Origin of the sequence: Klebsiella sp. Q2, assembly GCF_009900705.1 — a bacterium.
Lineage (GTDB): Bacteria > Pseudomonadota > Gammaproteobacteria > Enterobacterales > Enterobacteriaceae > Klebsiella > Klebsiella quasipneumoniae.
In genome coordinates, this window is the sequence record NZ_JAAABE010000006.1 from 274,478 (window position 1) to 299,160 (window position 24,683).

23 protein-coding genes are annotated in these 24,683 nt (G+C 58.3%); 7 read left to right on the top strand and 16 right to left on the bottom strand.

What is annotated here, in order from left to right:
- Positions 1–103 precede the first annotated feature (103 nt).
- Together GT756_RS21850 and pobA are read right to left on the bottom strand one after the other, a co-directional pair.
- Positions 104–985, bottom strand: a complete 882-nt coding sequence (locus GT756_RS21850; protein ID WP_023319686.1) for a helix-turn-helix domain-containing protein — start codon at positions 983–985, stop codon at positions 104–106.
- Positions 986–1,001: 16 nt separating this feature from the next.
- Positions 1,002–2,186 carry a 4-hydroxybenzoate 3-monooxygenase gene (gene pobA / locus GT756_RS21855; protein WP_004886477.1) on the bottom strand — a complete coding sequence of 395 codons (1,185 nt, stop codon included), beginning with the start codon at positions 2,184–2,186 and terminating at the stop codon, positions 1,002–1,004.
- 280 nt (positions 2,187–2,466) lie between these two features.
- Between pobA and GT756_RS21860 the strand changes: the two genes are divergently transcribed.
- The 6 genes from GT756_RS21860 (at position 2,467) to opgB (ending at position 8,198) form a co-directional block, all read left to right on the top strand.
- Entirely contained in the window at positions 2,467–3,243 is a 777-nt protein-coding gene (locus GT756_RS21860; protein WP_017899102.1) for a threonine/serine exporter ThrE family protein, read from the top strand.
- Positions 3,234–3,707 carry a threonine/serine exporter gene (locus tag GT756_RS21865; RefSeq protein WP_004886472.1) on the top strand — a complete coding sequence of 158 codons (474 nt, stop codon included), beginning with the start codon at positions 3,234–3,236 and terminating at the stop codon, positions 3,705–3,707. Before GT756_RS21860 ends, GT756_RS21865 begins: the two co-directional genes overlap by 10 nt.
- A 102-nt stretch (positions 3,708–3,809) precedes the next feature.
- On the top strand, positions 3,810–4,349 hold the full coding sequence (dnaT, locus tag GT756_RS21870) for a primosomal protein DnaT (protein WP_017899103.1): 540 nt from the start codon (positions 3,810–3,812) through the stop codon (positions 4,347–4,349).
- 2 nt (positions 4,350–4,351) lie between these two features.
- Positions 4,352–5,089: a DNA replication protein DnaC gene (gene dnaC / locus GT756_RS21875; protein WP_160125061.1), complete on the top strand. Its 738-nt coding sequence runs from the start codon at positions 4,352–4,354 to the stop codon at positions 5,087–5,089.
- Between the two features lie 65 nt (positions 5,090–5,154).
- Positions 5,155–5,649: a DUF2501 domain-containing protein gene (locus GT756_RS21880; protein ID WP_004886462.1), complete on the top strand. Its 495-nt coding sequence runs from the start codon at positions 5,155–5,157 to the stop codon at positions 5,647–5,649.
- Positions 5,650–5,906: 257 nt separating this feature from the next.
- Positions 5,907–8,198, top strand: a complete 2,292-nt coding sequence (gene opgB, locus GT756_RS21885; RefSeq protein WP_017899105.1) for a phosphatidylglycerol--membrane-oligosaccharide glycerophosphotransferase — start codon at positions 5,907–5,909, stop codon at positions 8,196–8,198.
- A gap of 54 nt (positions 8,199–8,252) precedes the next feature.
- Here opgB and GT756_RS21890 read toward each other — a convergent pair whose 3' ends face one another.
- The 9 genes from GT756_RS21890 to GT756_RS21930 form a co-directional block, all read right to left on the bottom strand.
- Positions 8,253–9,197, bottom strand: a complete 945-nt coding sequence (locus GT756_RS21890; RefSeq protein WP_164538652.1) for an Rpn family recombination-promoting nuclease/putative transposase — start codon at positions 9,195–9,197, stop codon at positions 8,253–8,255.
- Between the two features lie 133 nt (positions 9,198–9,330).
- Positions 9,331–10,341: an SIS domain-containing protein gene (locus tag GT756_RS21895; RefSeq protein ID WP_004886453.1), complete on the bottom strand. Its 1,011-nt coding sequence runs from the start codon at positions 10,339–10,341 to the stop codon at positions 9,331–9,333.
- A 17-nt stretch (positions 10,342–10,358) separates the two neighbouring features.
- Complete coding sequence (locus GT756_RS21900; protein WP_049116130.1) at positions 10,359–11,420, bottom strand: SIS domain-containing protein; 1,062 nt, start codon at positions 11,418–11,420, stop codon at positions 10,359–10,361.
- A gap of 12 nt (positions 11,421–11,432) precedes the next feature.
- The gene (locus tag GT756_RS21905) at positions 11,433–12,284 is read right to left on the bottom strand and encodes a PTS system mannose/fructose/sorbose family transporter subunit IID (RefSeq protein ID WP_049004608.1); all 852 of its coding nucleotides are present in this window, start codon (positions 12,282–12,284) and stop codon (positions 11,433–11,435) included.
- Positions 12,262–13,041, bottom strand: a complete 780-nt coding sequence (locus GT756_RS21910; RefSeq protein ID WP_160125062.1) for a PTS mannose/fructose/sorbose/N-acetylgalactosamine transporter subunit IIC — start codon at positions 13,039–13,041, stop codon at positions 12,262–12,264. Before GT756_RS21910 ends, GT756_RS21905 begins: the two co-directional genes overlap by 23 nt.
- A gap of 16 nt (positions 13,042–13,057) precedes the next feature.
- The gene (locus GT756_RS21915; RefSeq protein ID WP_004886443.1) at positions 13,058–13,528 is read right to left on the bottom strand and encodes a PTS sugar transporter subunit IIB; all 471 of its coding nucleotides are present in this window, start codon (positions 13,526–13,528) and stop codon (positions 13,058–13,060) included.
- A gap of 14 nt (positions 13,529–13,542) precedes the next feature.
- Complete coding sequence (locus tag GT756_RS21920; RefSeq protein ID WP_004886440.1) at positions 13,543–13,965, bottom strand: PTS sugar transporter subunit IIA; 423 nt, start codon at positions 13,963–13,965, stop codon at positions 13,543–13,545.
- A 99-nt stretch (positions 13,966–14,064) separates the two neighbouring features.
- Entirely contained in the window at positions 14,065–16,830 is a 2,766-nt protein-coding gene (locus GT756_RS21925) for a sigma 54-interacting transcriptional regulator (RefSeq protein ID WP_160125063.1), read from the bottom strand.
- A gap of 99 nt (positions 16,831–16,929) precedes the next feature.
- Entirely contained in the window at positions 16,930–17,760 is an 831-nt protein-coding gene (locus tag GT756_RS21930) for a GNAT family N-acetyltransferase (protein WP_160125064.1), read from the bottom strand.
- Positions 17,761–17,792: 32 nt separating this feature from the next.
- Here GT756_RS21930 and GT756_RS21935 point away from each other — a divergent pair, with 32 nt between their 5' ends.
- Entirely contained in the window at positions 17,793–18,326 is a 534-nt protein-coding gene (locus GT756_RS21935) for a GNAT family N-acetyltransferase (RefSeq protein WP_004886433.1), read from the top strand.
- 29 nt (positions 18,327–18,355) lie between these two features.
- Here the strand turns inward: GT756_RS21935 and GT756_RS21940 are convergent, their stop codons facing one another.
- The 5 genes from GT756_RS21940 to GT756_RS21960 all read right to left on the bottom strand — a co-directional run bounded on the left by GT756_RS21940 (position 18,356) and on the right by GT756_RS21960 (position 24,510).
- Positions 18,356–19,366 (bottom strand): Ldh family oxidoreductase, encoded by a 1,011-nt coding sequence (locus GT756_RS21940; protein ID WP_017899114.1) that lies wholly within the window; start codon positions 19,364–19,366, stop codon positions 18,356–18,358.
- A gap of 11 nt (positions 19,367–19,377) precedes the next feature.
- On the bottom strand, positions 19,378–20,979 hold the full coding sequence (locus GT756_RS21945; RefSeq protein WP_065802801.1) for an APC family permease: 1,602 nt from the start codon (positions 20,977–20,979) through the stop codon (positions 19,378–19,380).
- A gap of 15 nt (positions 20,980–20,994) precedes the next feature.
- Complete coding sequence (locus GT756_RS21950) at positions 20,995–22,599, bottom strand: aldehyde dehydrogenase (NADP(+)) (RefSeq protein WP_065802802.1); 1,605 nt, start codon at positions 22,597–22,599, stop codon at positions 20,995–20,997.
- Between the two features lie 14 nt (positions 22,600–22,613).
- Complete coding sequence (locus GT756_RS21955) at positions 22,614–23,534, bottom strand: dihydrodipicolinate synthase family protein (RefSeq protein WP_064151050.1); 921 nt, start codon at positions 23,532–23,534, stop codon at positions 22,614–22,616.
- 151 nt (positions 23,535–23,685) lie between these two features.
- A complete protein-coding gene (locus tag GT756_RS21960; protein WP_017899117.1) occupies positions 23,686–24,510 on the bottom strand; it encodes an AraC family transcriptional regulator in 825 nt (274 codons plus the stop codon).
- Positions 24,511–24,683 lie beyond the last annotated feature (173 nt).

The window sequence follows — 24,683 nt, forward strand, 5'->3', positions numbered from 1 at the left end:
TTCCTGTGTATACTTGCGATGAATATTAGCACAGACGCCTCTGCGCTAATAAATTAGAAAAGATAAAACTATTATTTAGCAAAAATAATTTCAGGCTTGAAAATTATGAAGCATTCTCTTTAATTGCTTCTCTAAATGCTTTAGGCGACATGCCACTGTAGCGGCGGAAAAAGCGAGAAAAATAGGCGGCGTCGCTAAAACCCAAATAATCAGAGAGTTGCGTTACCGTCATGCGAGTGTACTGCAGGTTACGCCGCGCCTCAAGCATCAGTCGCTGATGCAGTACCCCGAGAGCGCTACAGCCATAGAACTCGCGACATAAATAGTTTAAATGCGTGACCGACAGCCCAATCAACTTCGCATACTCCGCCAGCGGGAGATGCTGCCGGTAGTGGCTCTCAATAAGCCGGGAAAAATGACGCATCATACTGCGCTTTCGCTCCGCTTTGTCTTCCGCGGGCGGTGCGGGGCGGCACTGCCGGTTCAGCCAGACCAGCAGCGTCCCCAGCAGCGAATAAAGCATCATTTCCCGTGCGTCATGATCGGCACTGTACTCCTCGCGAAGCGCTGAAAACAGCGTATGCATACGCCCCCGGGAACGCCCCACCGGCAGACACTGCGCTACGCTAAGCACATCCAGCGGCCGGCCGAACTGATTTTCAAAGCGGCTCAGCAGCGGCAGCGCCAGGGAGAGCACAAATCCGTGCGTCCCGGGTGAAAAATGAAAGCCATGAATGCAGAGGGCGGGCACCACCTGGATGCAGGATTCCGTCATCACCGCAGTGGTGCCTTCAATTTCGATCTCCGCCCGACCTTTGTGCAGATAGAGGAGCTGGACCATTTCGGCGTGCTGGTGGACGCGAATATGCCACTGATACAGGCTGCTGCGCTGCAAAATCGATTCGCAGTGCAGCAGGTCCGGCGTCGGCCAGCCGCGCTCCTCGCCATAGAGCTTAAATACCGGAACAGTTTGGACGGGCGACATAGTTACTCCTGTTCAGTCAGACGACGCGCTCCATGGGCAGGCCCACGTAGTTTTCCGCGATGGTGGTCAGCCCGGCGCGCGAGCCCAGATAGTAGCGGCGATCGGCCGCCTGCATTTTGGCGTCGAATTCGCTCTGCTGCGGGAAATCGTGCAGCAGGCGGGTCATGAACCAGCTAAAGCGTTCCCCTTTCCAGACCCGATCCAGCGCTAGTCGCGAATAGGTCGCGAGCAGATCGCTCCGGCCATGATGGTAGTATTCGCGAAGGATCCGCCACAGATAGTTCACGTCCGATGCCGCCAGGTTCAACCCTTTAGCGCCGGTCGGCGGTACGATATGCGCGGCATCCCCCACCAGAAACAATCGCCCATATTGCATCGGCTCTACGACGAAGCTGCGCAAGGGAGCGATGCTTTTCTCAAGTGAGTGACCAGTCACTAACTTTGATGACAGATCCGCCGGCAATCGGCATTTCAACTCCTGCCAGAAGCGTTCGTCCGACCAGTCTTCCACTTTATCGCTCAGCGGAACCTGCAAATAGTAGCGGCTGCGAGTAAGTGAGCGCTGACTACATAAAACGAATCCCCGCTGATGATGCGCATAGATCAGCTCCGGATTGACCGGCGGCGTATCCGCCAACAGGCCTAACCAGCCGAACGGCCAGACGCTCTCGTAAGTTTTGAGGATGTCAGCGGGAATACTTTGCCGCGACACGCCATGGAACCCGTCGCAACCGGCGATAAAGTCACACTCCAGGCGGCAGAATTCACCTTCGCTAAGATAGGTGATCGTCGGCCGGTCGCTTTTCGCGTCATGGATAGTCACTTCGCTCACGCCGTACACGATCGGCGCGTCGCTGGCGGCCCGGGCAGCCATCAGGTCGCGGGTCACTTCAGTCTGGCCGTAAACCATCACGCTCTTGCCGTCGGTCAGCTCGCTCAGTGAGACGGGCACCCGCTGGCCGTCAAAGAGAAACTCCACCCCATGATGCACCAGGCCTTCGACGTCCATTCGCTGCGCCACGCCCGCTTCGCGAAGCAGATCGACGGTACCGCTTTCCAGAATTCCCGCGCGGATGCGCCCCAGCACATACTGCGGCGTTTGACGCTCAAGAATGACCGTGTGGATGCCGGCGTTGTGCAGGAGCTGCCCCAGCAGCAGTCCGGAAGGGCCAGCGCCAATAATCGCGACCTGTGTTTTCATAGGATTGTCTCACTTTTGCAGGGTTAATTATTTGTATATTTTTTGTTTAATAAAAGTGCTTTCCTGCATTTTTGATAAGTCAGACGGGAAAAAGAAGGGATGAATGGCGACAAAAATTGCACTTTTCACCAAACTGGCAAAAGTGTGGGAAGCTTCAAATTCTGCCCCTCCGGCGGGCGGGAAATTTTTGCACATTATTTGATCCCACCCCCCTCAGCCGCCCAGGCGCTTCAGGTTAAAGTATCGGCAGATACCAGGCGTCGCGGACAGCAGAGGAAATATGCAGGTTGATCGGGCACAGCAGCGGGCAATCACACGATTATGCATCCAGTGTGGTCTTTTTTTGTTACAGCACGGCGCCGAAAGCGCGTTGGTGGAAGAGCTTTCAACGCGTCTCGGGCTGGCGCTGGGGATGGACAGCGTCGAAAGCGCCATCTCCTCCAACGCTATCGTCCTGACCACCATTAAGAATGGCGAATGTCTTACCTCCACGCGTAAAAATGTCGACCGCGGCATTAATATGCATGTGGTGACGGAAGTGCAGCATATCGTGATCCTCGCCGAGCATAAGCTGCTGGATTATCGCGACGTCGAGAAGCGCTTCGCGCAGATTAGGCCCCTGCGCTATCCCCGCTGGTTGCTGGTGATCATGGTGGGCCTCTCCTGCGCTTGTTTCTGTAAACTGAATAACGGCGGCTGGGATGGAGCGCTGGTCAGCTTCTGCGCCAGCACGGTGGCCATGTACATTCGCCAGGTGCTGACCCACCGTTCCATGCATCCGCAGATCAACTTCTGCATCACCGCCTTTGTGGCCACCACGATCTCCGGGCTGCTGCTGCGCCTCCCTACCTTTGCCAGCACCCCGACCATCGCCATGGCCGCCAGCGTCCTGCTGCTGGTCCCGGGCTTTCCGCTGATCAACGCCGTCGCCGATATGTTTAAAGGGCATATTAATACCGGCCTCGCCCGCTGGGCGATCGCCAGCCTGTTAACCCTTGCCACCTGCATTGGCGTAGTGATGGCAATGACCGTATGGGGGCTGCGGGGATGGGCATAATTTCGTTTATTTTCGCGCTGGCGGAAGACATGCTGCTGGCGGCGATCCCTGCCGTCGGGTTTGCGATGGTCTTTAATGTCCCGCAGCGCGCCCTGCGCTGGTGCGCGCTGCTGGGGGCCATCGGCCACGGTTCGCGCATGGTCATGATGAGCGCCGGTTTTAACATTGAATGGGCCACGTTTCTCGCCGCCCTGCTGGTGGGTTGCATCGGCATCCAGTGGTCGCGCTGGTATCTGGCGCATCCGAAGATTTTTACCGTTGCCGCCGTGATCCCGATGTTTCCCGGTATTTCCGCTTACACTGCGATGATCTCCGCGGTAAAAATCAGTCATTTTGGCTATTCTGAAGAGATGATGATTTTGCTGCTGAGCAATTTTTTAAAGGCCTCTTCAATCGTGGGCGCCCTCTCCATCGGCCTGTCGATACCCGGTCTGTGGCTGTATCGTAAGCGCCCTCGCGTCTAATCCCGGCGTCGCGGTAAAGCCGCGACGCTCCTTCCGCGACGGGCTCTGTGCTACTATGTGCAGATCACCCCACTCTTTGCAGTTCAGAGTTGAGATAGAGTTATGTCTTCGCGAATTTTAACCTCCCATTTTAGCGGCCTGGAAGAGTTCCTCCAGCAGCACGCGGCGCTGCTGGCGAAATCGACTGACGGCACTGTCGCCGTTTTTGCCAACAACGCCCCGGCGTTCTATGCGCTGACCCCAGACCGGCTGGCGCAGCTGCTGGAACTGGAAGCCAGGCTGGCGCGCCCCGGCAGCGACATCGCGCTTGACCCGCAGTTTTTCGACGAGCCCGCGGCGGCGCCCGTTGCGGTGCCGATGGGCAAATTTGCCATGTATGCGGCCTGGCAGCCGGACGCCGACTTTCAGCGTCTGGCCGCGCTGTGGGGCATCGCCCTGAGCCAGCCGGTCACCCCGGAAGAGCTGGCCGCTTTCGTCGCTTACTGGCAAGCGGAAGGTAAAGTGTTTCACCACGTGCAGTGGCAGCAGAAACTGGCTCGCAGCGTGCAAATCAGCCGCGCCAGCAACGGCGGGCAGCCGAAGCGCGATGTGAACAGCGTGAGCGAACCCGACAGTCATATTCCGCGAGGTTTCCGAGGATGAGCATGAAAAACGTTGGCGATCTGATGAAGCGCCTGCAGAAAATGATGCCGGCTCATATCGAACCGGCGTTTAAAACCGGCGAAGAGCTGCTGGCCTGGCAAAAAGAGCAAGGCAAGCTGCGTTCCGAAGCGCTGGAGCGGCAGAACCGCGCGATGAAAATGCAGCGCACCTTTAACCGCTCGGGGATCCGCCCGCTGCATCAGAACTGCTCCTTTGATAACTATCGCGTCGAGTGCGAGGGGCAGATGAACGCCCTCGCCCGGGCGCGTCAGTACGTGGAGGAGTTTGATGGCAATATCGCCAGCTTTATCTTCTCCGGCAAACCGGGCACCGGTAAAAACCACCTCGCGGCTGCTATCTGCAACGAACTGCTGCTGCGCGGGAAATCGGTCTTAATTATCACCGTGGCTGATATTATGTCAGCCATGAAAGATACCTTCGGCAATCGGGAGACGAGCGAAGAGCAATTACTGAGCGATCTCAGCAAGGTCGATCTTCTGGTGATTGATGAAATTGGTATGCAGACGGAGTCTCGCTATGAAAAGGTCATTATCAATCAGATAGTTGACCGCCGCTCTTCCTCCAAACGGCCTACCGGTATGCTAACCAACAGTAATATGGAAGAGATGAATAAGCTGCTCGGCGAACGGGTGATGGACCGTATGCGCCTGGGCAACAGCCTGTGGGTTATCTTCAACTGGGAAAGTTACCGGCACCGCGTCACCGGCAAGGAGTATTAAGAGATTTCCGGACAACGGCGGCGTTATACTAAAGTGATTCTTCAGTCACGCTTATGAGTCCGTCTATGAAATCGTTAAAAAATGGCTTACTTGCCGCGCTTACCCTCAGCGCATTTACCCTCTCCGGGGCCCACGCTGCCTCCTGGCAGGATTCTCTCAACAGCGCCGCCAGCCAGCTCAGCGGCGGCAGCACCCAGGCTGGCAGCGGCGGCATGTCCGTCTCCTCGCTAACCAGCCTGCTCAGTGGCAGCAGCCAGTCGCTGACCGCCAGCAGCATGAATAATGCGGCCGGGATCTTGTCATATTGCGCGCAACAGAAGCTGGCCTCCGTGACCAGCGCCGATAACGTCAAAAACCAGGTGCTGGATAAACTAGGACTCAGCACGCCGGAAAAACAGAAACAAGACACCAACTATCTCGATGGCCTGCAGGGGTTGCTCAACAGTAATAACGGCCAGCAGCTGGACCTGAATACGCTTGGCAACAGCTCGCTGGCGAAACAGGTGAAAACCAAAGCCTGCGATCTGGTCTTAAAACAGGGCGTTAACTTCCTCTCCTGATACGTACTGCTAATGCCGCGTTTGTCGCCTTCGCGACGGCAGCGCGGCCTGAAACGGCTTTTTTCTCCTTTTTCTCCTTGCGCTTCCCCGCCACGCCGGCTGCGACGCCGATCAAAAAAAGCAACTTCTAAACCAATTCTGAATAACTGCACACTTTCATGACGCTAGAATTGCAGCAAGATGGCGCTGCAATTACAGTGTGGCTTGAAAAGTAATCTGTTCTGCCAGCCGATAACTGGCGTTAATGAGGATGAGCTGTGTCAGAGTTGTTATCCATCGCCTTATTTTTAGCTTCGGTGGCGCTTTATGCCTGGAAAGCGGGTCGTAACACCTGGTGGTTTGCCGCCACGCTCACGGTGTTAGGCCTGTTCGTGGTGCTGAATATCACCCTCTACGCCAGCGACTACTTTACCGGCGACGGCATCAACGACGCGGTACTCTACACTCTGACCAACAGCCTGACCGGCGCCGGGATCGGCAAATACATTCTGCCGGGCGTCGGCGTGGCCGTCGCGCTGGTTGCCGTTTTTGGCGCCCTGGGGTGGGTGCTGCGCCGCCGTCGGCATCATCCTCATCACGTCGGCTACAGCCTGGCGGCGCTGCTGCTGGCGCTGGCCTCGGTCGACGCCAGCCCGGCCTTCCATCAAATCAGCGAGCTGGTGAAATCGCAATCACGGGAAGGAGACCCGGACTTTGCCGCGTACTACAAAGAACCGTCGAAGCGTATCGACAATCCGCAGCTGAATCTGGTCTATATCTATGGCGAAAGCCTTGAGCGCACCTATTTTGATAACGATGCGTTCCCCAACCTCACCCCTGAGCTTGGCAGAATTAAAGATGAGGGCATTGATTTCAGCAATACCATGCAGCTGCCGGGGACCGATTACACCATCGCCGGCATGGTCGCGTCACAGTGCGGCATTCCGCTGTTTGCGCCGTTTGAAGGCAACGCTTCGGCCTCCGTATCCAGCTTCTTTCCGCAGAATATCTGCCTTGGCGATATCCTGAAAAACTCCGGTTACGAAAACTATTTTGTGCAGGGAGCTAACCTGCGCTTTGCTGGCAAAGACGTCTTTCTCAAGTCCCACGGCTTCGATCACCTGTTCGGGGCGGAAGAGCTCAAAACCACGGTAGCGGATCCCGCCTACCGCAACGACTGGGGCTTCTATGACGACACGGTACTTGAGGAGACGTGGAAAAAATTCGAAGAGCTGTCGCAGTCCGGAAAACGCTTTTCGCTGTTCGCCCTGACGGTGGACACCCACCATCCCGACGGCTTTATTTCGCGCACCTGCGAGCGTAAACGCTATGACGTGGACGGCAAGAAAAACCTCTCCTTCAGCGCCGTTAGCTGCAGCCAGGAACATATCGCCGCGCTAATCGAGAAGATCAAAGCCTCTCCCTATTTCAAAAACACGGTCATCGTGGTCTCTTCCGACCACCTGGCCATGAAGAACAGCGCCTGGGATTACCTCAACAAGCACGATCGCAGCAATTTATTCTTTGTCCTGCGCGGCGATCGGCCGCAGCAGGAGACCCTGGCAGTGAAACGCAACACCATGGATAACGGTGCGACGGTGCTGGATATTCTCGGTGGCGATAACTATATCGGCCTCGGGCGCAGCAGTCTCTCTGGCCAGTCGCTCTCCGGTATTTTCATCAATATGAAAGAGAAGATCCTGGCCTGGAAACCCGACGTGATCCGCCTGTGGAACTTCCCGAAAGAGATTAAAAACTTCACCATCGACTCGCAGAAGAACATGATCGCCTTCTCCGGCAGCCATTTCCGTCTGCCGCTGCTGCTCCGGGTGTCGGATCAGCGCGTTGAACCGCTGCCGGAGAGCGAATACTCGGCGCCGCTGCGCTTCCAGCTGGCCGATTTCGCACCGCGGGATAATTTCGTGTGGGTCGATCGCTGCTATAAAATGGGCCAGCTGTGGTCTCCTGAGCTGGCGCTCTCCACCGACTGGTGCGTCTCGCAGGGCCAGCTCGGGGGTGAGCAGAAGGTTCAGCACGTTGATAAGCCACAGTGGAAAGGCAAGACCGCCTTCAGGGACACCCTTATCGATATGGAGCGCTATAAGGGCAACGTCGATACGCTGAAAGTTGTCGACAACGATATTCGCTATAAGGCCGACAGCTTCGTGTTTAACGTTGCCGGCGCGCCGGAAGAGGTGAAACAGTTTAGCGGCATTTCGCGCCCCGAGTCCTGGGGTCGGTGGTCCAATGCCCAGCTGGGCAGCGACGTGAAGATTGAATATAAAGAGCCGCTGCCGGAGAAATTTGATCTGGTGATCACCGCCAAAGCCTACGGTCCCAATGCCAATAAGCCGATCCCGGTGCGGGTTGGTCAAAGTGAGCAAGTGCTTACTCTGGTCAATGATGTGACCACCACGACGCTGCATTTCGACAACCCGACGCGCAGCAACACGCTGACCATCACTCCGCCGGACCCGCAGTCCACCAACGAGGGCAATATCCTCGGCCACTCCCCGCGTCAGCTGGGGATCGGTATGGTGGAGATCAAAGTGGTGAAAAGCGAAGGTTAAAGCCACCTTGCCCGGCGGGTTTTGGCGCCGGGCAACGGTTTGGGTGGCAGGGTGTTAGCAATACAGCGGCTTGAGCTCGTCAGCCGACAGTCCGGTAATCTTCTGTACCGTCTCTTTGTCGAGGCCATTCTGTAACATGCTGCCGGCAATGCGCAGCGCCTCACGCCGGCTCCCTTCCTGTAAGCCCTCAAGGCGCCCTTCCAGGCGCCCTTCCTGCCGACCTTCCTGTCGACCTTCCTGCTTAAGCTTTTGCGCGATAGACATCAATGTCTCCTCATACTGTGGCAGACGGCGGGCCAGCCGGCGGAGAAACACGCCCGGCTCGGCCGTGTTACCGTACTGCAGCATATAGTGAAACAGCATTCTCAACTGCCGGGGGCTAGTGTATCCCAGCATCACCACGGCCGCCAACGACTCCGTTATGTCGCTGAGATCGCGCTGGCGAATATGCTTTTGCATCAGCTCCAGCAGGGCGACCCGCCGATGCTGCACGATTTCATCGTCCGGCATGACCGTGACGTCGATCAATGGAAACTGACTGCCGTACAGCCTCTTCGCCAGCTGCGGGTCGGCAAATTCATCCAGCCAGTTGAGGGAAAAAGGATACGGACTGGTTGCGCCGTGATAAAACAGCATCGGCACCACCAGCGGCAGCGTTTTGTGCCCGGCGTCGAGGTGTCGCTGCATCGCGGCAATCGCATAGCGCATCAGACGAAAAGCCATATGGTTGTCCGGCGAGCTCTGATGCTCTATCACCACGTAAATATATCCCGCCCCGCAGGTGGTCCGCACCGACCACAGCACGTCCGAATACCAGGCGCGCAGATCCTCATCGATAAAACTCGCCGATTGCAGCCTCAGGGTAGCGAAATCGCACCGCTGGCGGATCGCTTCGGGAAGATAGAGCATGAGGAAATCATTCGCTGTCTCCGGGTGGCGAAGAAATCGTTTAAAGACCGCATCATGCGGCGTTGAGGTCATCCGTTTTTTCATGGCCATCCGCTTGCCTGAAAGAGAAGGAAAGCCGGACTCTACCACCGGTTTTTACCCGGCTGGATTTGACGATGATTTTCTGGGAAGCGCCTCGGAGAATAGCGGAGCGGCCAGTCTGACTGGCCGCCATGGGCAAGATTTAGTAATCAAACTGCCGGTAATAACGGCGGATATTCAGGTCGTGGCCGGTATGGTGCTCAAAGTGGGCCGCCAGCCGGTCCACCAGCAGAGTGGACACCACGCACGGCGCCATAATCCAGCGGAACGCATCATCAATGCCGTTCAGCGGATAGTCGCGTGGGTCGATCACCACCAGATGGTCAGTTATCTTTTCGGCAAAGCGTTCGACGCGCTCGTCCAGCGCCCGGCATTTCCCCTCGCCCTTCACCAGAAACAACGGGACCTCTTTTTCCAGCAGCTCCAGGGTGCCGTGGAAAAATTCAGCCGAGCTTACCGACTTCGTCCGCTTCCACTGCATCTCTTCGAGAATACACATCGAGAACAGGTAGACCTCACCCCACATTTCCGCGCCGCCAATCCACATCATATAGTCGCTGTCATGGTATTGCGCGGCAATGCTGTCCGCCTGAGGATCGAACTGGCGCTTGGCCTCTAGCAGATTTTCCGGCAGCAATTCCAGCTGGCTGGCAAAACGCGCATATTCAGCAAACTCGCCGTGACGATAAATGACGCGGAAGAATAACCAGTACAGCAGCATATATTCATATTCCACGCCGTTCTTGTGGCACATCGGAATATGCCAGCTGGCGGCGGCAGCCAATGGCGAATCGGCATGACGGGTAATGGCTACCACGCGTATCCCCTGCGCCTTGCACCATTCAGCAATGGCCACCGACTCTTTGGTATCGCCGGATTTAGAGAGCGTGACAACAACCGCCTCTTTATTTAATTTTTTATGCCCGCGATGAATTAATTCCGCCGCCTGCTCAAGATAAACCGGCACGCTGGTTAATTCTTTGGCAAACTCATTAATAGCCATCATCGGGGCAAGGGAACCGCCAACCGAGGCAAAAAATAATGCGCTGCAGCCGCTGTCATAAATAGCGTCGGCCACGGTTTCAGCCTGTTTACGCGCAGCAATGATCTCGCGAGCACTGGTCAGGTACTCGTCCTGATTAAAACCCAACATAGTTTTCTCCTGAATAATCAGATTTTACTTTTTAATACGCGGTCAAAATCGTCGAAAATACGTATCGCCAGATCGATGCCTTTTAGCCCGGCGGTATGCCAGGCGAGCATCTGCACTGGGACAATCATCAGCAGCGGCGCCAGGTGATGCTCGCACGGGCAGTTAAGCGCCAGCGTTTGTTCATCCTCTTCGTCGCCCAGCGTCAGGGTAAAGGCCCGGGCAATGGACGGCGCCATATAGTCGCGCAGCGCCCGGGTTCGCCCGTCCGGCGTATCTTCAATAAACAGCATCACATGGCGGGCATTGGCTTCCAGATAGGGGCCGTGCATATAGGCTTCCAGCTCAAAGCCGCTGGAAGGCACGCGCACCGTCTCGGTAAATTTGGTTTCGAACTCTTTCGCCACGCCAACCAGCGCGCCATAGCCGGTGGCGACAAAGCGCTCGCCGCGCCGCAGCGTTTCGCTATGCCGATCGATAAAGCGCGAAGTGCGGGCGATAACCTCCGGGATCGCCGCCGCCAGCCGCTGGAATTCGGCAAGATAGTGCTGCTCCTCGGCTTCGCTGGCCTTCCCCTGGCTGCGGGCAATCATCAGCGCTATCAGCAGCAAATTGAGCACCGTCGCGCTAAAGCCGCGGGTGACAAACCCTACGCTCTCGATCCCGGTATTGATATCCAGCACGCCATCGCAGGCGCGCCCGGTCGGGCTTTGCGGGTCGGAGGTCAGGGCAAATACCGGCAGTCCTGAGGACTGTACCTTACGCATCGCCTCCAGCGTCGACGCGCTTTTTCCGCTCTGTGAAATCGCCACCACCAGATCGGTATGCGGGTCGATAGCTTCGTAATGGGTAAAGTTGTACGGCTCTTTAATGTCAACCAGCACGCCGAAGCGTTGTTCAAAGAAATAGCGCGCGCACAACGCAGCGTTCAGCGACGATCCGGTCGCCAGCAGCAAAATTCGGCGTACCGGGTGCTGGCGGGCAAAGGTCTCAATCGCCGCCAGCTTTTGCCGGTAGTCGCGCAGGATCTGCGCCAGACAGGCCGGCTCTTCGCTGATATAGGTCATCATTGTTGGTTGCATAGCTCACTCCCGTTAAAACAATCCGATCCACGAACCCAGAATGCCCACCAGCGCCATTCCGCCGATAATAGAGAGCGGTTTAACCTTGCGCCCAAGCAGCCAGTAGACGATGCCGAAACTCACCAGCGGCAGCATGCAGGGCAGAATGTCGTTGATGATGTCCTGCACCTGGGTTTTGGCTTCCCCGGCCCCGAAGGAGACAGGGATGGTGATATCGATCATTGAGGCGGTCATCGCCCCGACCACCATCAGGCCGATAATCGATGCCCCGTAGGTCAGGCTCTCCATCATTCCGCTCTTCTGGATCCGCTGCAGGACGCCGGTGCCCAGCACGTAGCCCCAGCGGGTAAAACACCAGCGCGCCAGAATGTGCGGCACGTTAAATACCAGCAGAAACAGGATTGGCCCGAGAATATTGCCTTTTAGCGCCAGGCTGGTGCCGATACCAGTGGCGATCAGGCGCAGCGTCCCCCAGAAAAAGGAATCTCCCAGCCCGGCCAGCGGCCCCATCAGCGAAGCTTTGACGTTATCAATCGCATTGGCATCCATATTTTTCTGCTGGCTATTTTTCTCCTCCATCGCCGTCGTGATCCCCAGCAGCAGGGTGACGATATGCGGCGTGGTATTGAAGAACACCAGATGGCGTTTCAACGCCCCGGCCAGCTCCTCTTTGCACGGATAGAGCTTCTTCAGCACCGGGATCAGCGCGTAAACAAAGGCGAGATTCATCTGTCGCTCATAGTTCCACGAGAACTCCATCTGGAAGGAGCGCCAGAACACCCGGCGTAAATCACGCGGCGTAATTCGCGTTTCTTCCTGCTCCTGCGGCTGCAGGGTCTCTTCAGAAATCATCTTCGTCGTCATCGCTGACTCCTTGTTCTGTCGTGGTACGAGGTGCGCTCAATGCGGTGACGTTAACCATCACCACCGCCACGATGGCGCCGAGAATGGCGATACCGGTCACCGGGATTTTCAAATAGGCCATCAATACAAAGCCGAGGAAAAAGTACGGCGCCACTTTCTTGTTAATCAGCAACCTGGCGAGCATCGCGAAGCCGAGAGCCGGAATGATCCCGGTGGCTACGCTAAGCCCGTGTTTGATAAATTCCGGGATCGCATCGAGCAGAGATTTCACCGCGTTGCTGCTCACCAGGAATGAGACGGTCACCACCGTGGCAAGCATTAGCGACAGGCCGAATCCGGCGATCAAATGCATCCGCTCAATGCCGCGCGTATCCGCCCGTTCCGCATAGCCGTCCGCTTTCTGGCTGAGCAACGGAATGAACATCCCCAGATAAACGTTTTTCAGGATCAGGGTCAGGGTGGCGATAGGCAGGCCGAGCAACAGCGCCGTTTCCGTGCCCGCGCCGGAGGTGATAGCGAACGCCACGCCGAGAATACCGCCGGTCACCACGTCGGGCGGGATCGAGGCGCCAACGGAGAACGAGCCGATAAACGCCAGCTCTAGCGTCGCGCCCATGATGACGCCGGTCTGCACATCCCCCAGCACCAGACCGGTCAGCAGCCCGGTGACGATTGGCCGGGAAATCAGCGACGTCCCTAAGGCATATTCCGATTGCGCGATAAACGCCACCAGACCCAGTAAGAGAGCCTCTACCATAATCTGTCCTCCGGAATTACACGCATTCCGTAAAAAGCTGTTTGCGATCGTTCGGGACCTGGCGAATTTCCACCTCGACGCCTTTGCCCACCAGTTGTTGCAACTGCTCTATTTCCTCCGGCAGTAAATTAATCGCCTTAGAAATATTTTTACTGCCCTCTTTGGCCTTAATCCCACCGAGATTAATACTTTTTATTTCCTCAACGGCGCTGGCAATACGCCAGGCGTCATTGACCGATTCCACAACAATAAATAAATTATATTTATCGGTAACCCCACTTGTTATCGCTTCAATAGAATCATTTATATTTTTAATCACCAGCTTTACCGAGGGTGGTTTAGCAAGCTTAATGGTGGTTTTCCGCAGTTCATCTTCAGGGACACTGTCGTTGGCGATTAAAATACAATCGGCACCGACATATTGGGTCCAGGAAAAGGCTACCTGGCCGTGAAGTAATCGATGGTCAACCCTTAATAACGTAATCATCATGCATCCTCATTTCAGAAGTCTTTATCCATAGTCATCGCCCCGGCAATACTCTGATTGCAGTACTGAATGCTCTCTTTGGCGTTGATTAATGCTTCAGAAATTAATTTTTCGGTATTCTCTTCCGCTGCAGAAATAAGCAGGTCAATAATTAACGGTAGATTTAACCCAGACAATAAATGGAAATGTGGGCGCGATAAAAAACGCACAAACTCATTATTGACGCTGCCGGCGAAAATATCCGTAATCACTATCAGTTCATCCTGCGCCGGGAAACGCGCCAGCAGCGCCTCCACCTGCTGCGTCAGATCGACCTCCTCTTCTACATAGGCGCACAGAGTATGAATATCCGGCTGTTTACCGAGGATCAGCTCCACAGAGTTCAACAAACCGTTAGCAAAGGTGCCGTGGCTGGCAAAAATATAGTGTCGTTTCATCCTTACCTCGAAAGCGCATTCCACTGCTTTCTTAATTGCAACCGACGTGCCAGAAACAGTGGCGCGTCGGCTAACGTAAGGATAAAAGGGGGAGAAGCGTTAAAACTCTTGATCTTCCTGAATAAATTCCGTTTCCCGCGTCAGGATGTCGTGAATGTAATAGAGCTCGACAACGGGAATTTTGACACTATATCCGCTCTCTATGACACTAAAGGCCTCGCGCAGCGTAGCCAGCTCGCGATCCGGACACTGCCTTCCCGAATAATGGGTTGGGGAAGCGTGGCGAATTAACCGCTCTATCAGACAGCTGATGTGCACATACAGCGCCACCTTACGTTCGTTGGGCACCTCGTACCCGGCCAGATGCTCATAGCGCAGCAAAAACTGTTCAACCTGGTTAATCACCTTCGCGGTATCAAGGATCGTCACCGACTCAATCACTCGCCGCAGCGAGAAGTTTTTCAGGATCAGGTTGTTGATCTCGCTAACCTGCTCCGCCGTCGCCAGTTCGCCGAAGATACGCATCAGCGGGCGACTTCCTTCGCCGGAAATCAGCGAATCCAGCGAGATCCACGGGAGATCGGCAAGATGCGGATCGAGGGTGCCGACGATCGCCAGCACCTCGTAGCGGCTGAGCATCGGCTCCCGCCGCGCGGGATCGGCAAGGGTCTCCACATCACAGGCCACAATATCAATGCCAAGCGCTTCAGGGATGCTGGCTTTTAACAGCGCCGACAGGTTCGCCGCCGCGCCCAGTCCGGTGGCGCAGGTGGTCAAAATCGCCCGCGGTTTATCGGTCTGCGGGTAATAGAGTTGGTGCTCAACCGCCAGATCATCGCCGATCTCGCGGACGATATCTTCCAGCATATCGCCGTGCAAAATCCGCTCCCCGACGTACATCGCCATGCCGGTGGAGACATTGTTAATAATCGCCACCGGCGTGTTCAGACGACGATTAAAATGGCTGTGAATAGCGTTCAGGGATCCCATATCGACCAAAATGATCAGCCCTGACGCCAGCGCGTGGCGCTCAATGTAGGCCATCACCTGATTAGCGATAGCCTCCGGCGTCACGTCGAGCGGCATGTCGAATGACTCAAACAGCGGGCTTTTCAGCAAGCGGTTCGCCACGCTGGCAATGCTGCTGGCGGTGGCGTAACCGTGAGCGAGAATAATCGCCCGGGTCACCTGCTGCTGGCTAATAGCGCCATTTTTCTGGAACCACAGCACCAGCAACAGCAGGTCAATACGTTGGGGCTCAATATCCAGCTTCAGCGCCAGCGCGTCGAGGATCGCTTCGCAAAAGCGATACAGCAGCGGGAATTTGTTTGCCAGAAAATCCGCCAGCAGACGGATTTTCTCATTGCTCATCGTGGACGGCGCCTGACGGGATCGATGGATCAGGTAGTGGCTCAGGGCGTAAAGACAGTTACCGTTAAACTGGATATTGAAGCGTTTTTCCAGGCGATAATACTCCTCCCGCACCTGATGGGCGATCAGCAGCAACATCTGCGAGCTACTGGCATCCTGGTTATCAAAGATCAGCCGATCGAAGAGGGTTTCAATCTCCTCCCCCATGCTTCTTTGCGCCTCTTCCCAGACCGTTTTTTTATTCAGCACCGCTTCATGCAGCGCCAAAATCCGACACTGAACGTCATAGATCAGCCCCTGAATCGGGTCGCGCGCCCGCAGCAGCCAGACCAGGCTGGTCTGCGGCTCGATTAGCAGCGGCTCCTGCTGACCCATCGCTTCACTGAGCGCCGGCGTCGCCGCCATGATCGTTTCCGGCAGATCGTGCAGCGTCACGGTCAGCATCTCGCTGCCCGGAGACCTGGCCCAGGCTGATGCCACGGCGTACTTCACCACATTCTTCAGTTCGCCGACGTTGCCCCGATAAACGTACTGCGTCAGGACCTGCAAAAGCCGCGGCGTTAGCTGCAGCCGGGCGGCCAGCGTCCGGGCCTCCTGCCAGAAAAACTGCAGCGTTAGCGCCTCCTTCTCCTCTCGGCTGCGGTGTTGAAGATCGGGCAAGCTGACCAGGATCGGAATACGACGAAGAAAGGTGGTCAGAAAGGTGCTGTGAATCTCTTCGGTGGTGGCAAACACCAGCCGCAGCGAAATCGGCAGGCCTTGAGCGGTCTCCCCCACCCGGTAGATCTCCTTGCGATCCAGCCAGGTGAACAGCTTCTCCTGCCCCTGAGCATCCAGGCGGTGGACCTCGTCGAGAAACAGCATCCCGCCGTTTGCCGCCTCGAACGCCCCGGCTTTATCGCTCTGCGCGCCGGTAAACGCGCCTTTGACGTAGCCGAACAGGTTGGCGGCCAGCAGCTCCGGATTACTGGCATACTGCGCGCAGTTGAAGCTCACGAAGGGCGCATCGGGCGCCAGCAGGCCCTGGGCGATCGCGAACTCGTGCATCAGCTCCGCCATATAGCTTTTACCGGTCCCGCTGTCGCCGGTGATCAGCAGCGGTAGCCCGCCGTTGGGATAAAACAGCGCGGTTTTCATCTGCTCAATCGGTTTACGCAGGCTGCCGTCATGCCCGGTCAGCAACGAAAAATGGTCCGCCTGTTCCGGCTGGCGGTCACTCTCCGCGAGCAGCTCCGCCATGCTGGCGTACTCGCTGCGGGAAAGGGGGAAGAACTGTTGGCAGAAGGCTTTTTTATGCAGAAAATAGACCGGCCGGGTGTTGATCTTCACCAGCACGTCCTGGGCGACCAGCTGATTGAGATAATGGCTGGCGGTATTTCTTTGCATCGCGAATCGCTGAGCCAGCCAGCTGGCGGTGAACACTTCGCTCAGGTTATCCGGATCGAAAAAATCGGTCTGATTTTGCAAAAAAGCCAACAGTTCCGTTTTACGCATTACATCCCCCTCGTCGCCATTACGAAGAGATATGATGCGGCAAAAGAGAGGCTTATCGGCGCCCCGTGCTGTTTTTTGCGGCCCAGCGCACACTCCCGCTTAAGCGAACTTTGCTGCGGTCAACTCCATCGTCATTTCATACTGCTGCAGCGATAGCGGTGAATATCCCGCCGCGGCAAACAGCGGCGTAAAGGTTTCCGGGACCGTCACCGAAGTGCCGATACCCGGGAACTGCTGCGCCAGCGCCATCAGCAGCGCCCGTGCCAGCCCCTGGCGACGGGCGGCGGGTTCAACCCATAAAAACTGCAGTACAGGCCGTGAACCCGAGGTGCCCAGTACCGCGAAGGCGCGCTGTTCCAGCGTCACGACGCGGCATGGCAGGGTGGCGAAGGTAAGCGGATCCATCAGCCAGGGGAGCTGACTGTTACTCTCCTCAACGGCGCGTCTAAGCAGCGCCAGGGTGGGATAAGGCTGTAACACGCCTGGCGCCGCAGCCTGAGGCTCTGCGCTCAGGTAGCCGCAGAGCCCATGGCGCCGCGTAAAGCCTAACGACTGATACAGCGCGACGGCCACATGGTTATCGCGGATCACCTCCAGGGAAACCGTCTCGATCCCCTGCTGCTGCAGAAGCATCAGCAGCTCCTGCATCAATTTCCGTGCAAGACCTTTGCCGCGCCAGGCCGGACGCAGGGCAAAGGCCGCCAGGCGAGCCATATTCCCCCGACGCGCGACGATCGCGATCGCCGCAGGTTCATCTCCGGCCAGCCAGACGCGGGAATCGATCAGGCTCATCCCCTCGGCGCTAAAGCGCTGAACAAATCCCTCCACCGACTGGGTCACCGGTACCAGATAGTCTGCAAAACAGGCGTTAAGAATATCCGTTAACTGCACGCTGCTGAACTGCGTGGCGGGAACGGCGGTCAGCTCCATACATTTCTCCCGAAGGCTGCTATGCTGAGGTGATGAAAACTAACACAATAACTGCCGGCGCCGGATTACGCCTGACCGAGGAGAGTGATATCGCCCTTCTGCCGGCCATTGAACGTTCCGCCGCTCAGGCTTTTCGTCAGATCCCCGCTCTCGCCTGGCTGGCGGACAGCGAGGTGATTAGCGTTGCGCGCCATCATGATTATCTGGAAACGGAACATAGTCTGCTGGCGGTGGCCGCCGGGCAACCGGTGGGTTTTATTCTGACCGAACCGCTCGACGATGCCTTATTTATCGTCGAAGTCGCCGTCCACCAGGCCTGGCAGCATCAGGGCATCGGGCGGATGCTGCTGGAGCAGGTTATCGACGGCGCCCGGCAAATGGCTTACCCGGCGGTGACCCTCACCACCTTCCGCGACGTGCCGTGGAATGCGCCGTTTTATACCCGTCTGGGATTCGCCATGCTCGATGAACTGACCCTGCCCGCCGGGCTGGCGGCGAAAAGAGAACAGGAGACCCGGCACGGCCTGCCGCCGGAGACGCGCTGCGCCATGCGCCTGGCGCTCTGATGTTCGGCCCCGCCGCGCTCTGCGCTTTGCTACGGCCGCAAGGCGCAAATCTCATCATATAAGGCGCGGCTGATAGCCACTCCCTGCTGCTCACTCTGCTGGCGACAGGCGAACCGCCGCTCGCCCGGTAACCGTGCCCCTTGCTCCTGCATCCCGCTGAACAGGGTTTCGGCGCGCGCCAGCTGCTCCTGTGCCTGCTCGCCGAGAAAGCGCTGCGGATCCAGCGCCAGAATCAGCTCTCCGCCGTAGGGTAAACCGCCCGCGCCGTTATCCCACGCCAGTGATTCGGCGCTGGTCATATCGCCGATAAGCGGCCCGGCCAGCAGCTCAACCATTGCCGCCAGCGCCGAGCCCTTATGGCCGCCGAAGGTTAACATCGCGCCGTTCAGCACCTCTGTGGCATCGGTGGTCGGCTGCCCCTGGCTGTCGATTCCCCACCCTTCCGGTAGCGCTTTGCCGGCGCGCTGATGCAACTGGATCTCGCCGCGCGCCGCGGCGCTGGTCGCCATATCAACAATAAACGGCGGCTTGTCCCGCCGCGGCCAGCCAAAGGCGATAGGGTTGGTGCCGAACAGCGGACGGGTGCCGCCCGCCGGGGCGACCCAGGCGTGGCTTGGCGTACAGGCTAGCCCCACCAGCCCTGCCTCGGTCAACGGCTCAATATCGGCAAACAGCGCGGAAAAATGGACGCAGCGGTTAATCGCCAGCGCCGCAATGCCGCTGTGCCGCGCTTTCTCCAGCAGCTGCGGCAGCGCGCGCTCGTAGGCCAGCAGCGAAAAGGCGCCCCCTGCATCCGCCCGCACAATCGCCGGCGCCTGGTCGTGGATCTGCGGCTCGGCATCAGGCGATACCTTACCTTTACGTAAGGTATCGACAATGCCCAACAGCCGCCACAGGCCGTGGGAAGCGCAGCCGTCGCGCTCCCCGGCAGCCACGTTACGGGCGATGGCCGCCGCGTGGTCGGCGCTGAATCCATTGGCGCTGAGCACCGCCAGCGCCAGGTCATAAGCTTCTGGTAACGATAGAGTTACCGACTCCATACTGTTCTCCTTTACTCTTCTTCGTCTCCGCTAAAATTAGCCTGCGGCAGACAGCTGCGCGCGCCCCAGTAATAAATCCCCAGCGACATTGCCGCCACCAGCACCGTATCCCAGGGGTGACCAATCACATTAAGCCCGCCGAAGCTGCCCAGCCAGGAAAAGAGGATAATCAACGCATAAAAAGCGATCAGCCACAGCGAAGACTTCACCTGCTGCGCCAGACTCACGGTATGTTCCGGCACCTTGCCTTTGCACATCACGTACACCACAAACATCACGATCTGCAGCCCCAGCAGCCACGAGAGCGTATTCCAGCCGGACCAGTAGACGATCAGCGCCGAGACCATAAACGACACCGGGCCGATGATGGCGAAGGCGCGCACGCGGAACGGCCTCGGCAGATCCGGGGCGTTGCGGCGCAGCCCGGCGGCGGTCACCGGGGCGATGGCGTAGCTCAGCACCAGGGCAGCCGACACCACGCTAATTAACTGTTCCCATGAGGGGAATGGCAGCGTCCAGAAAATCGACAGCCCGAAGGTCAGCCACAGCGCCGGGCGCGGAATACCGGACGCTTTATCGATATGGGTAAAGGCTTTAAAGAAGGTGCCCGCCTTCGCCCAGCCGTAGATCACCCGCGGCGTCGCGTTCATGTAGATATTGCCGGTGCCGCTCGGGGAGATGATCGCATCGCTAATGACCATAAAGGCCAGCCAGCCCATGCCGAGGGTAATGGCGATATCGCGATACGGCAGCGAGAACTGTTTGCTCACCTCGGCCCAACCGCCGCTTAGCATCTCGGTGGGGATACTGCCAAGGAACGCCAGCTGCAGCAGCACGTAGATAATCGTTGACAGCACCACTGATAAAATCAACGCAATAGGGATAGTCCGCTGCGGCTTTTGCACTTCGCTGGCCACCGAGATAATCGGCGTCAGTCCCAGATAGGCGAAGATAATTCCTCCGGCGCTGATCGCCGCTTCCACCCCGGACATACCGAACGGCGCAATGCCCTGCGCGTGCAGGTTCTCCGGTTTAAAGAAGGCGAACAGCGTCACCACCACCAGCAGCGGCACCAGAAACTTGAGCACGCTGATGAAGTTGTTCGAGCGGGCGAAGGTCTTGACGCTGTAGTAATTCAGCGCAAAGAAGAAACAAAGCAGCAGGAACTGCACTACCCACCCCAGCAGAGTCGGCGAGCTGGAGCCCGGCTGGGTCAGCGCCGGAAACCAGGCCGCGGCGTATTGCCGGGCGGCGACGATTTCTATCGAGATCAGGCTGGAGAAGGCGATCAGGGTGATGAACCCCAGCAGATAGCCCATCAGCTCGCCGTGGGAAAAGACCGGGTAGCGGATAATGCCGCCGGCGCGCGGCAGCGCCGCCCCCAGCTCACAGTAGACAATCCCCAGCAGCAGTACCGCAAAGCCGCCGATCACCCACGACGCGATCCCGGCCGGACCGGCAATGGATGCGACGTGGCTGGCGGCGAATAACCATCCCGAGCCGAAAATCGCGCCCAGGCCGATAAAGGTGAGGTCGGTCAGGGTCAGCTGTTTTTTAAACTTACCCGACTCAGCAACGCGGGTTTGACTGTTATGCGTAGTGTGAATGGTCATGGTGATGCCCTTGCGTCAATGAGAGGAGGAAATCGCTTCCCGGGTCCACTGGCCGTTGACCAGGCGCAGCAGGTTCAAAGGGTTCGCATCCTGCAGCGCTGGCGGTAACAGGGCGGCCGGCGCATTCTGCAGGCAGACCGGGCGCAGAAAACGCTCAATCGCCCGGCTGCCGACCGACGTCCCGCGCGCATCGGTCGTCGCCGGCCACGGGCCGCCGTGGACCATCGCATCGCACACTTCCACGCCGGTGGGATAACCGTTAAACAGCACCCGTCCGGCCTTCTCACACAGCAGCGGTAGCAGGTTGGCCGCCAGCGGGCCGTCGTCCGCTTCCGCGTGCAGCGTCGCGGTGAGCTGTCCCTGCAGCGCTTTCACCACCGCCTGTAGCTGGACCGCGTCGTCCACTTCCACCAGCAACGATAGCGGGCCGAAAACTTCGGTCTGCAGCAGCGTATCCTGCGCCAGCAGATCCTCGACCTGAGCCTGCCACAGCTGGGTCTGCGCCTGCCCGGCGCCGGCGGCGAGGCCGCTCGCCAGCCTCTCGATACGCGGGTGCGCCGCCAGGGCCGCCACGCCCTGGCGGTAGTGCTGGAGGGTCGGCGCATTGAGCAACACCTGCGGCGCAGAGCCCGCTACCGCCGCGCACAGCGCCGACTTAAAGCGTTCCAGCCCGGCGCCGCGCAGCGCCAGAATCAGCCCCGGACGGGTACAGAACTGGCCGCCGCCGAGGGTGAATGACGCCACCAGCTCGTTCGCCAGCGCCTCGGCCCGCGTCTGCAGCGCCTGCGGTAGAATAATCAGCGGGTTAATCGCCGACATTTCAGCAAACAGCGGGATTGGCTGCGAACGCTGCTGCGCCATTTGATACAGCGCCTTACCGCCGGCCAGTGAGCCGGTAAAGCCAACGGCCTGAATCGCCGGATGGCGGACCAATTCGGCGCCGATATCAGTCCCGAAAATCATATTGAAGACGCCGCCGGGTAACCCGCATCGCGCGACCGCCCGGACGATCGCTTCAGCGGTCAGCTCGGCGGTGGCCATATGGCCCGGATGGGCCTTCACCACCACCGGGCAGCCAGCCGCCAGCGCCGAGGCGGTATCGCCGCCAGCGGTGGAAAAGGCCAGCGGAAAGTTGCTGGCGCCAAACACCGCCACCGGCCCTAACGCCTGCTGATACTGGCGCAGGTCCGGGCGCGGCAGCGGTTGACGGTCGGCTAAGGCGGTATCAATACGGGCGGCGAAGGTATCCCCGCGCAGGATCACGCCAGCAAACATCCGCAGCTGGCCGCTGGTGCGCGCCCGCTCGCCCTGCAGCCGCGCCAGCGGCAGCGCGGTCTCCTGTTCGGCGAGTGCAAAAAACGCTTCCCCCAGCGCGTCCAGCTCATCGGCAATGGCGCAGAGAAAGCGCGCCCGCTGCTGCGGCGTGGTTTGTGAATAAACGGCAAACGCCTGCTGTGCCGCCTCCGCGGCCTGGGCGGCCTCCTCGCGTGAAGCCGGATAAAAGCGATGGCCGGTGGCTTCCCCATCCACCGCCCGCAGGCTCAATAGCGTCGCCTCGCCGCTGGCAACGCGGCGGCCGGCAATAAACTGCCGTCCCGCCATGGTCTGAGATGCATTCATACTGACTCCTGGGTTCAGAGGCCGACGTCCGGCAGGGCTGGACGAGTCGCCAGCGCCTGTTCCACGATCGCCACCACCTGCTGGCGCGTTTCCCCTTCCAGCGCCAGACGCGGCGGACGGGTCACGGCGCTGCCGCGTCCGAGTAGCTCTTCGCACAGCTTGATGCACTGCACCAGATCCGGACGCGCATCGAGATGCAGCAGCGGCATGAACCAGCGGTACAGCGCCATTGCCTCTTCGTAACGCTGTTGGCGGGCGAGACGGAATAACGTTTCCCCTTCGCGCGGGAAGGCGTTGGACATTCCGGAGATCCACCCTTCCGCGCCGACGGCGATACTTTCCACCACCACGTCATCCAGCCCGGCAAACAGCACGAAGCGATCGCCAACGGTGTTACGCAGGTCGATAAAGCGGCGGGTATCGCCGGAGGAGTCTTTAAAGCAGACGATGTTGTCGCAATCGGTCAGGGCGGCGAGAATGTCCGGCGTCACGTCGTTTTTGTATATCGGCGGGTTGTTGTAGACCATGATCGGCAGGTCGGTGGCGGTGGCCACGCTGCGGAAGTGGGCGGCGGTTTCATGCGGTTTTGAGGAGTAGACCAGCGCCGGCATCACCATGATCCCGTCGACGCCGACGCGCTCCGCCTCTTTCGCCATCTTCTGGGCAAAGGCGGTGGTGAACTCGGCCACCCCGGCGATCACCGGAATTTTGCCGCCGGCGGCATCTTTCGCCACTTCGATAATCTGCAATTTTTCATCAGTGCTCAGGGAGGTGTTCTCCCCGACGCTGCCGCACACCACCAGTCCGGAAACGCCATCTTTGACCAGGTTTTTCATCACCGCGTGGGTGGCGTCTAAATCGAGGGAGTAATCGCTACGAAACTGTGTGCTAACCGCCGGGAATACGCCGCTCCAGTGAATCGCTTTATTGCTCATGCTCGGTTCCTTGTCGTCATTTTGTTAAGTCGAGGTGAATGATTGGTGAATATTCACTGACAGATTGACGCGTCGCGGAACCGGCGGCTTGTCGGTTTTCCCTTAATCCGATGACGAAATTAGCACAGTCGACAAAAGTGTGAGCCAGCCGTTATCCCTGCAGCGTCAGGCGAAAATCGCGCGGCGTCGAGCCGGTCATCGCTTTGAACTGGCGGCTGAAGGCGCTGTGATCGGTATAGCCGCACTGCAAGGCGATATCGGTAATCGGCGTATCGCCGGCCAGCAGTTCGGTGGCTTTTTCCAGACGCACTTTGTGGATCATCTGCCGCGGGGTGAGATGAAAGATCCGCTTGCAGTAGCGCTCGATCTGCGCAATCGACATCCCGCTTAGGGCGGTCAACTCTTCCATGGCGATCGGCCGGTGATAGTGGCGGCGGATATGATCGTCGACGATCGCCAGCCGCTGCCACGCCGGATGGCGGGCGTGGGCCTCCTGCAGATCGTGAGAGATCCCGGCCATGCCGATCACCTGACCGCGGACATCGCGCAGCGCCAGCTTCTGCGTCAGGCACCAGCCTCGTTCCCGGCCATTGTAGAGATGCATTTCCAGCTGGTCGCGCAGGGTCACGCCCTCCCGTAATACCCGAAGATCCTGTTCGGTGTACCCCTGCCCCAGCGTGGAAGGAAAGACGTCGGCGGAGGTTTTCCCCAGCAGCGAGGAGACGGTTTTGAAACCGCAGCGGCGGGCCAGCGTCAGGTTCGCCAGCAGATAACGCGCCTCGCGGTCTTTGATAAAAAAGACCACGTTGGGGATGGCATTGAGCAGGGGGGCGATCAGCGCCAGGGCATTGAGCAGCGCCGGCATATTCTCCGGCCGCTGGCGCGCCAGCCCTTCGCAGATCTGGCTCAGCTCATCGACCGCCAGCTCCGGTTGATTAACAGCGCGCGGCGGCGCCGCTTCAGAAACACCGATCATAGGGCTTCCTCATGGTAAGTGACCGAAGGATATTTATTCACTTCCTGTTAACACCTCAAGCGGTAACCGCCGGTTTTGCGATCCTGGATCCGCTTTACGCCTTCCCCTGGTTTATCCACTGGCGCAATCGCCACTTTCGGTTTACCACGCCATTAACCAAATGATTAATAAGA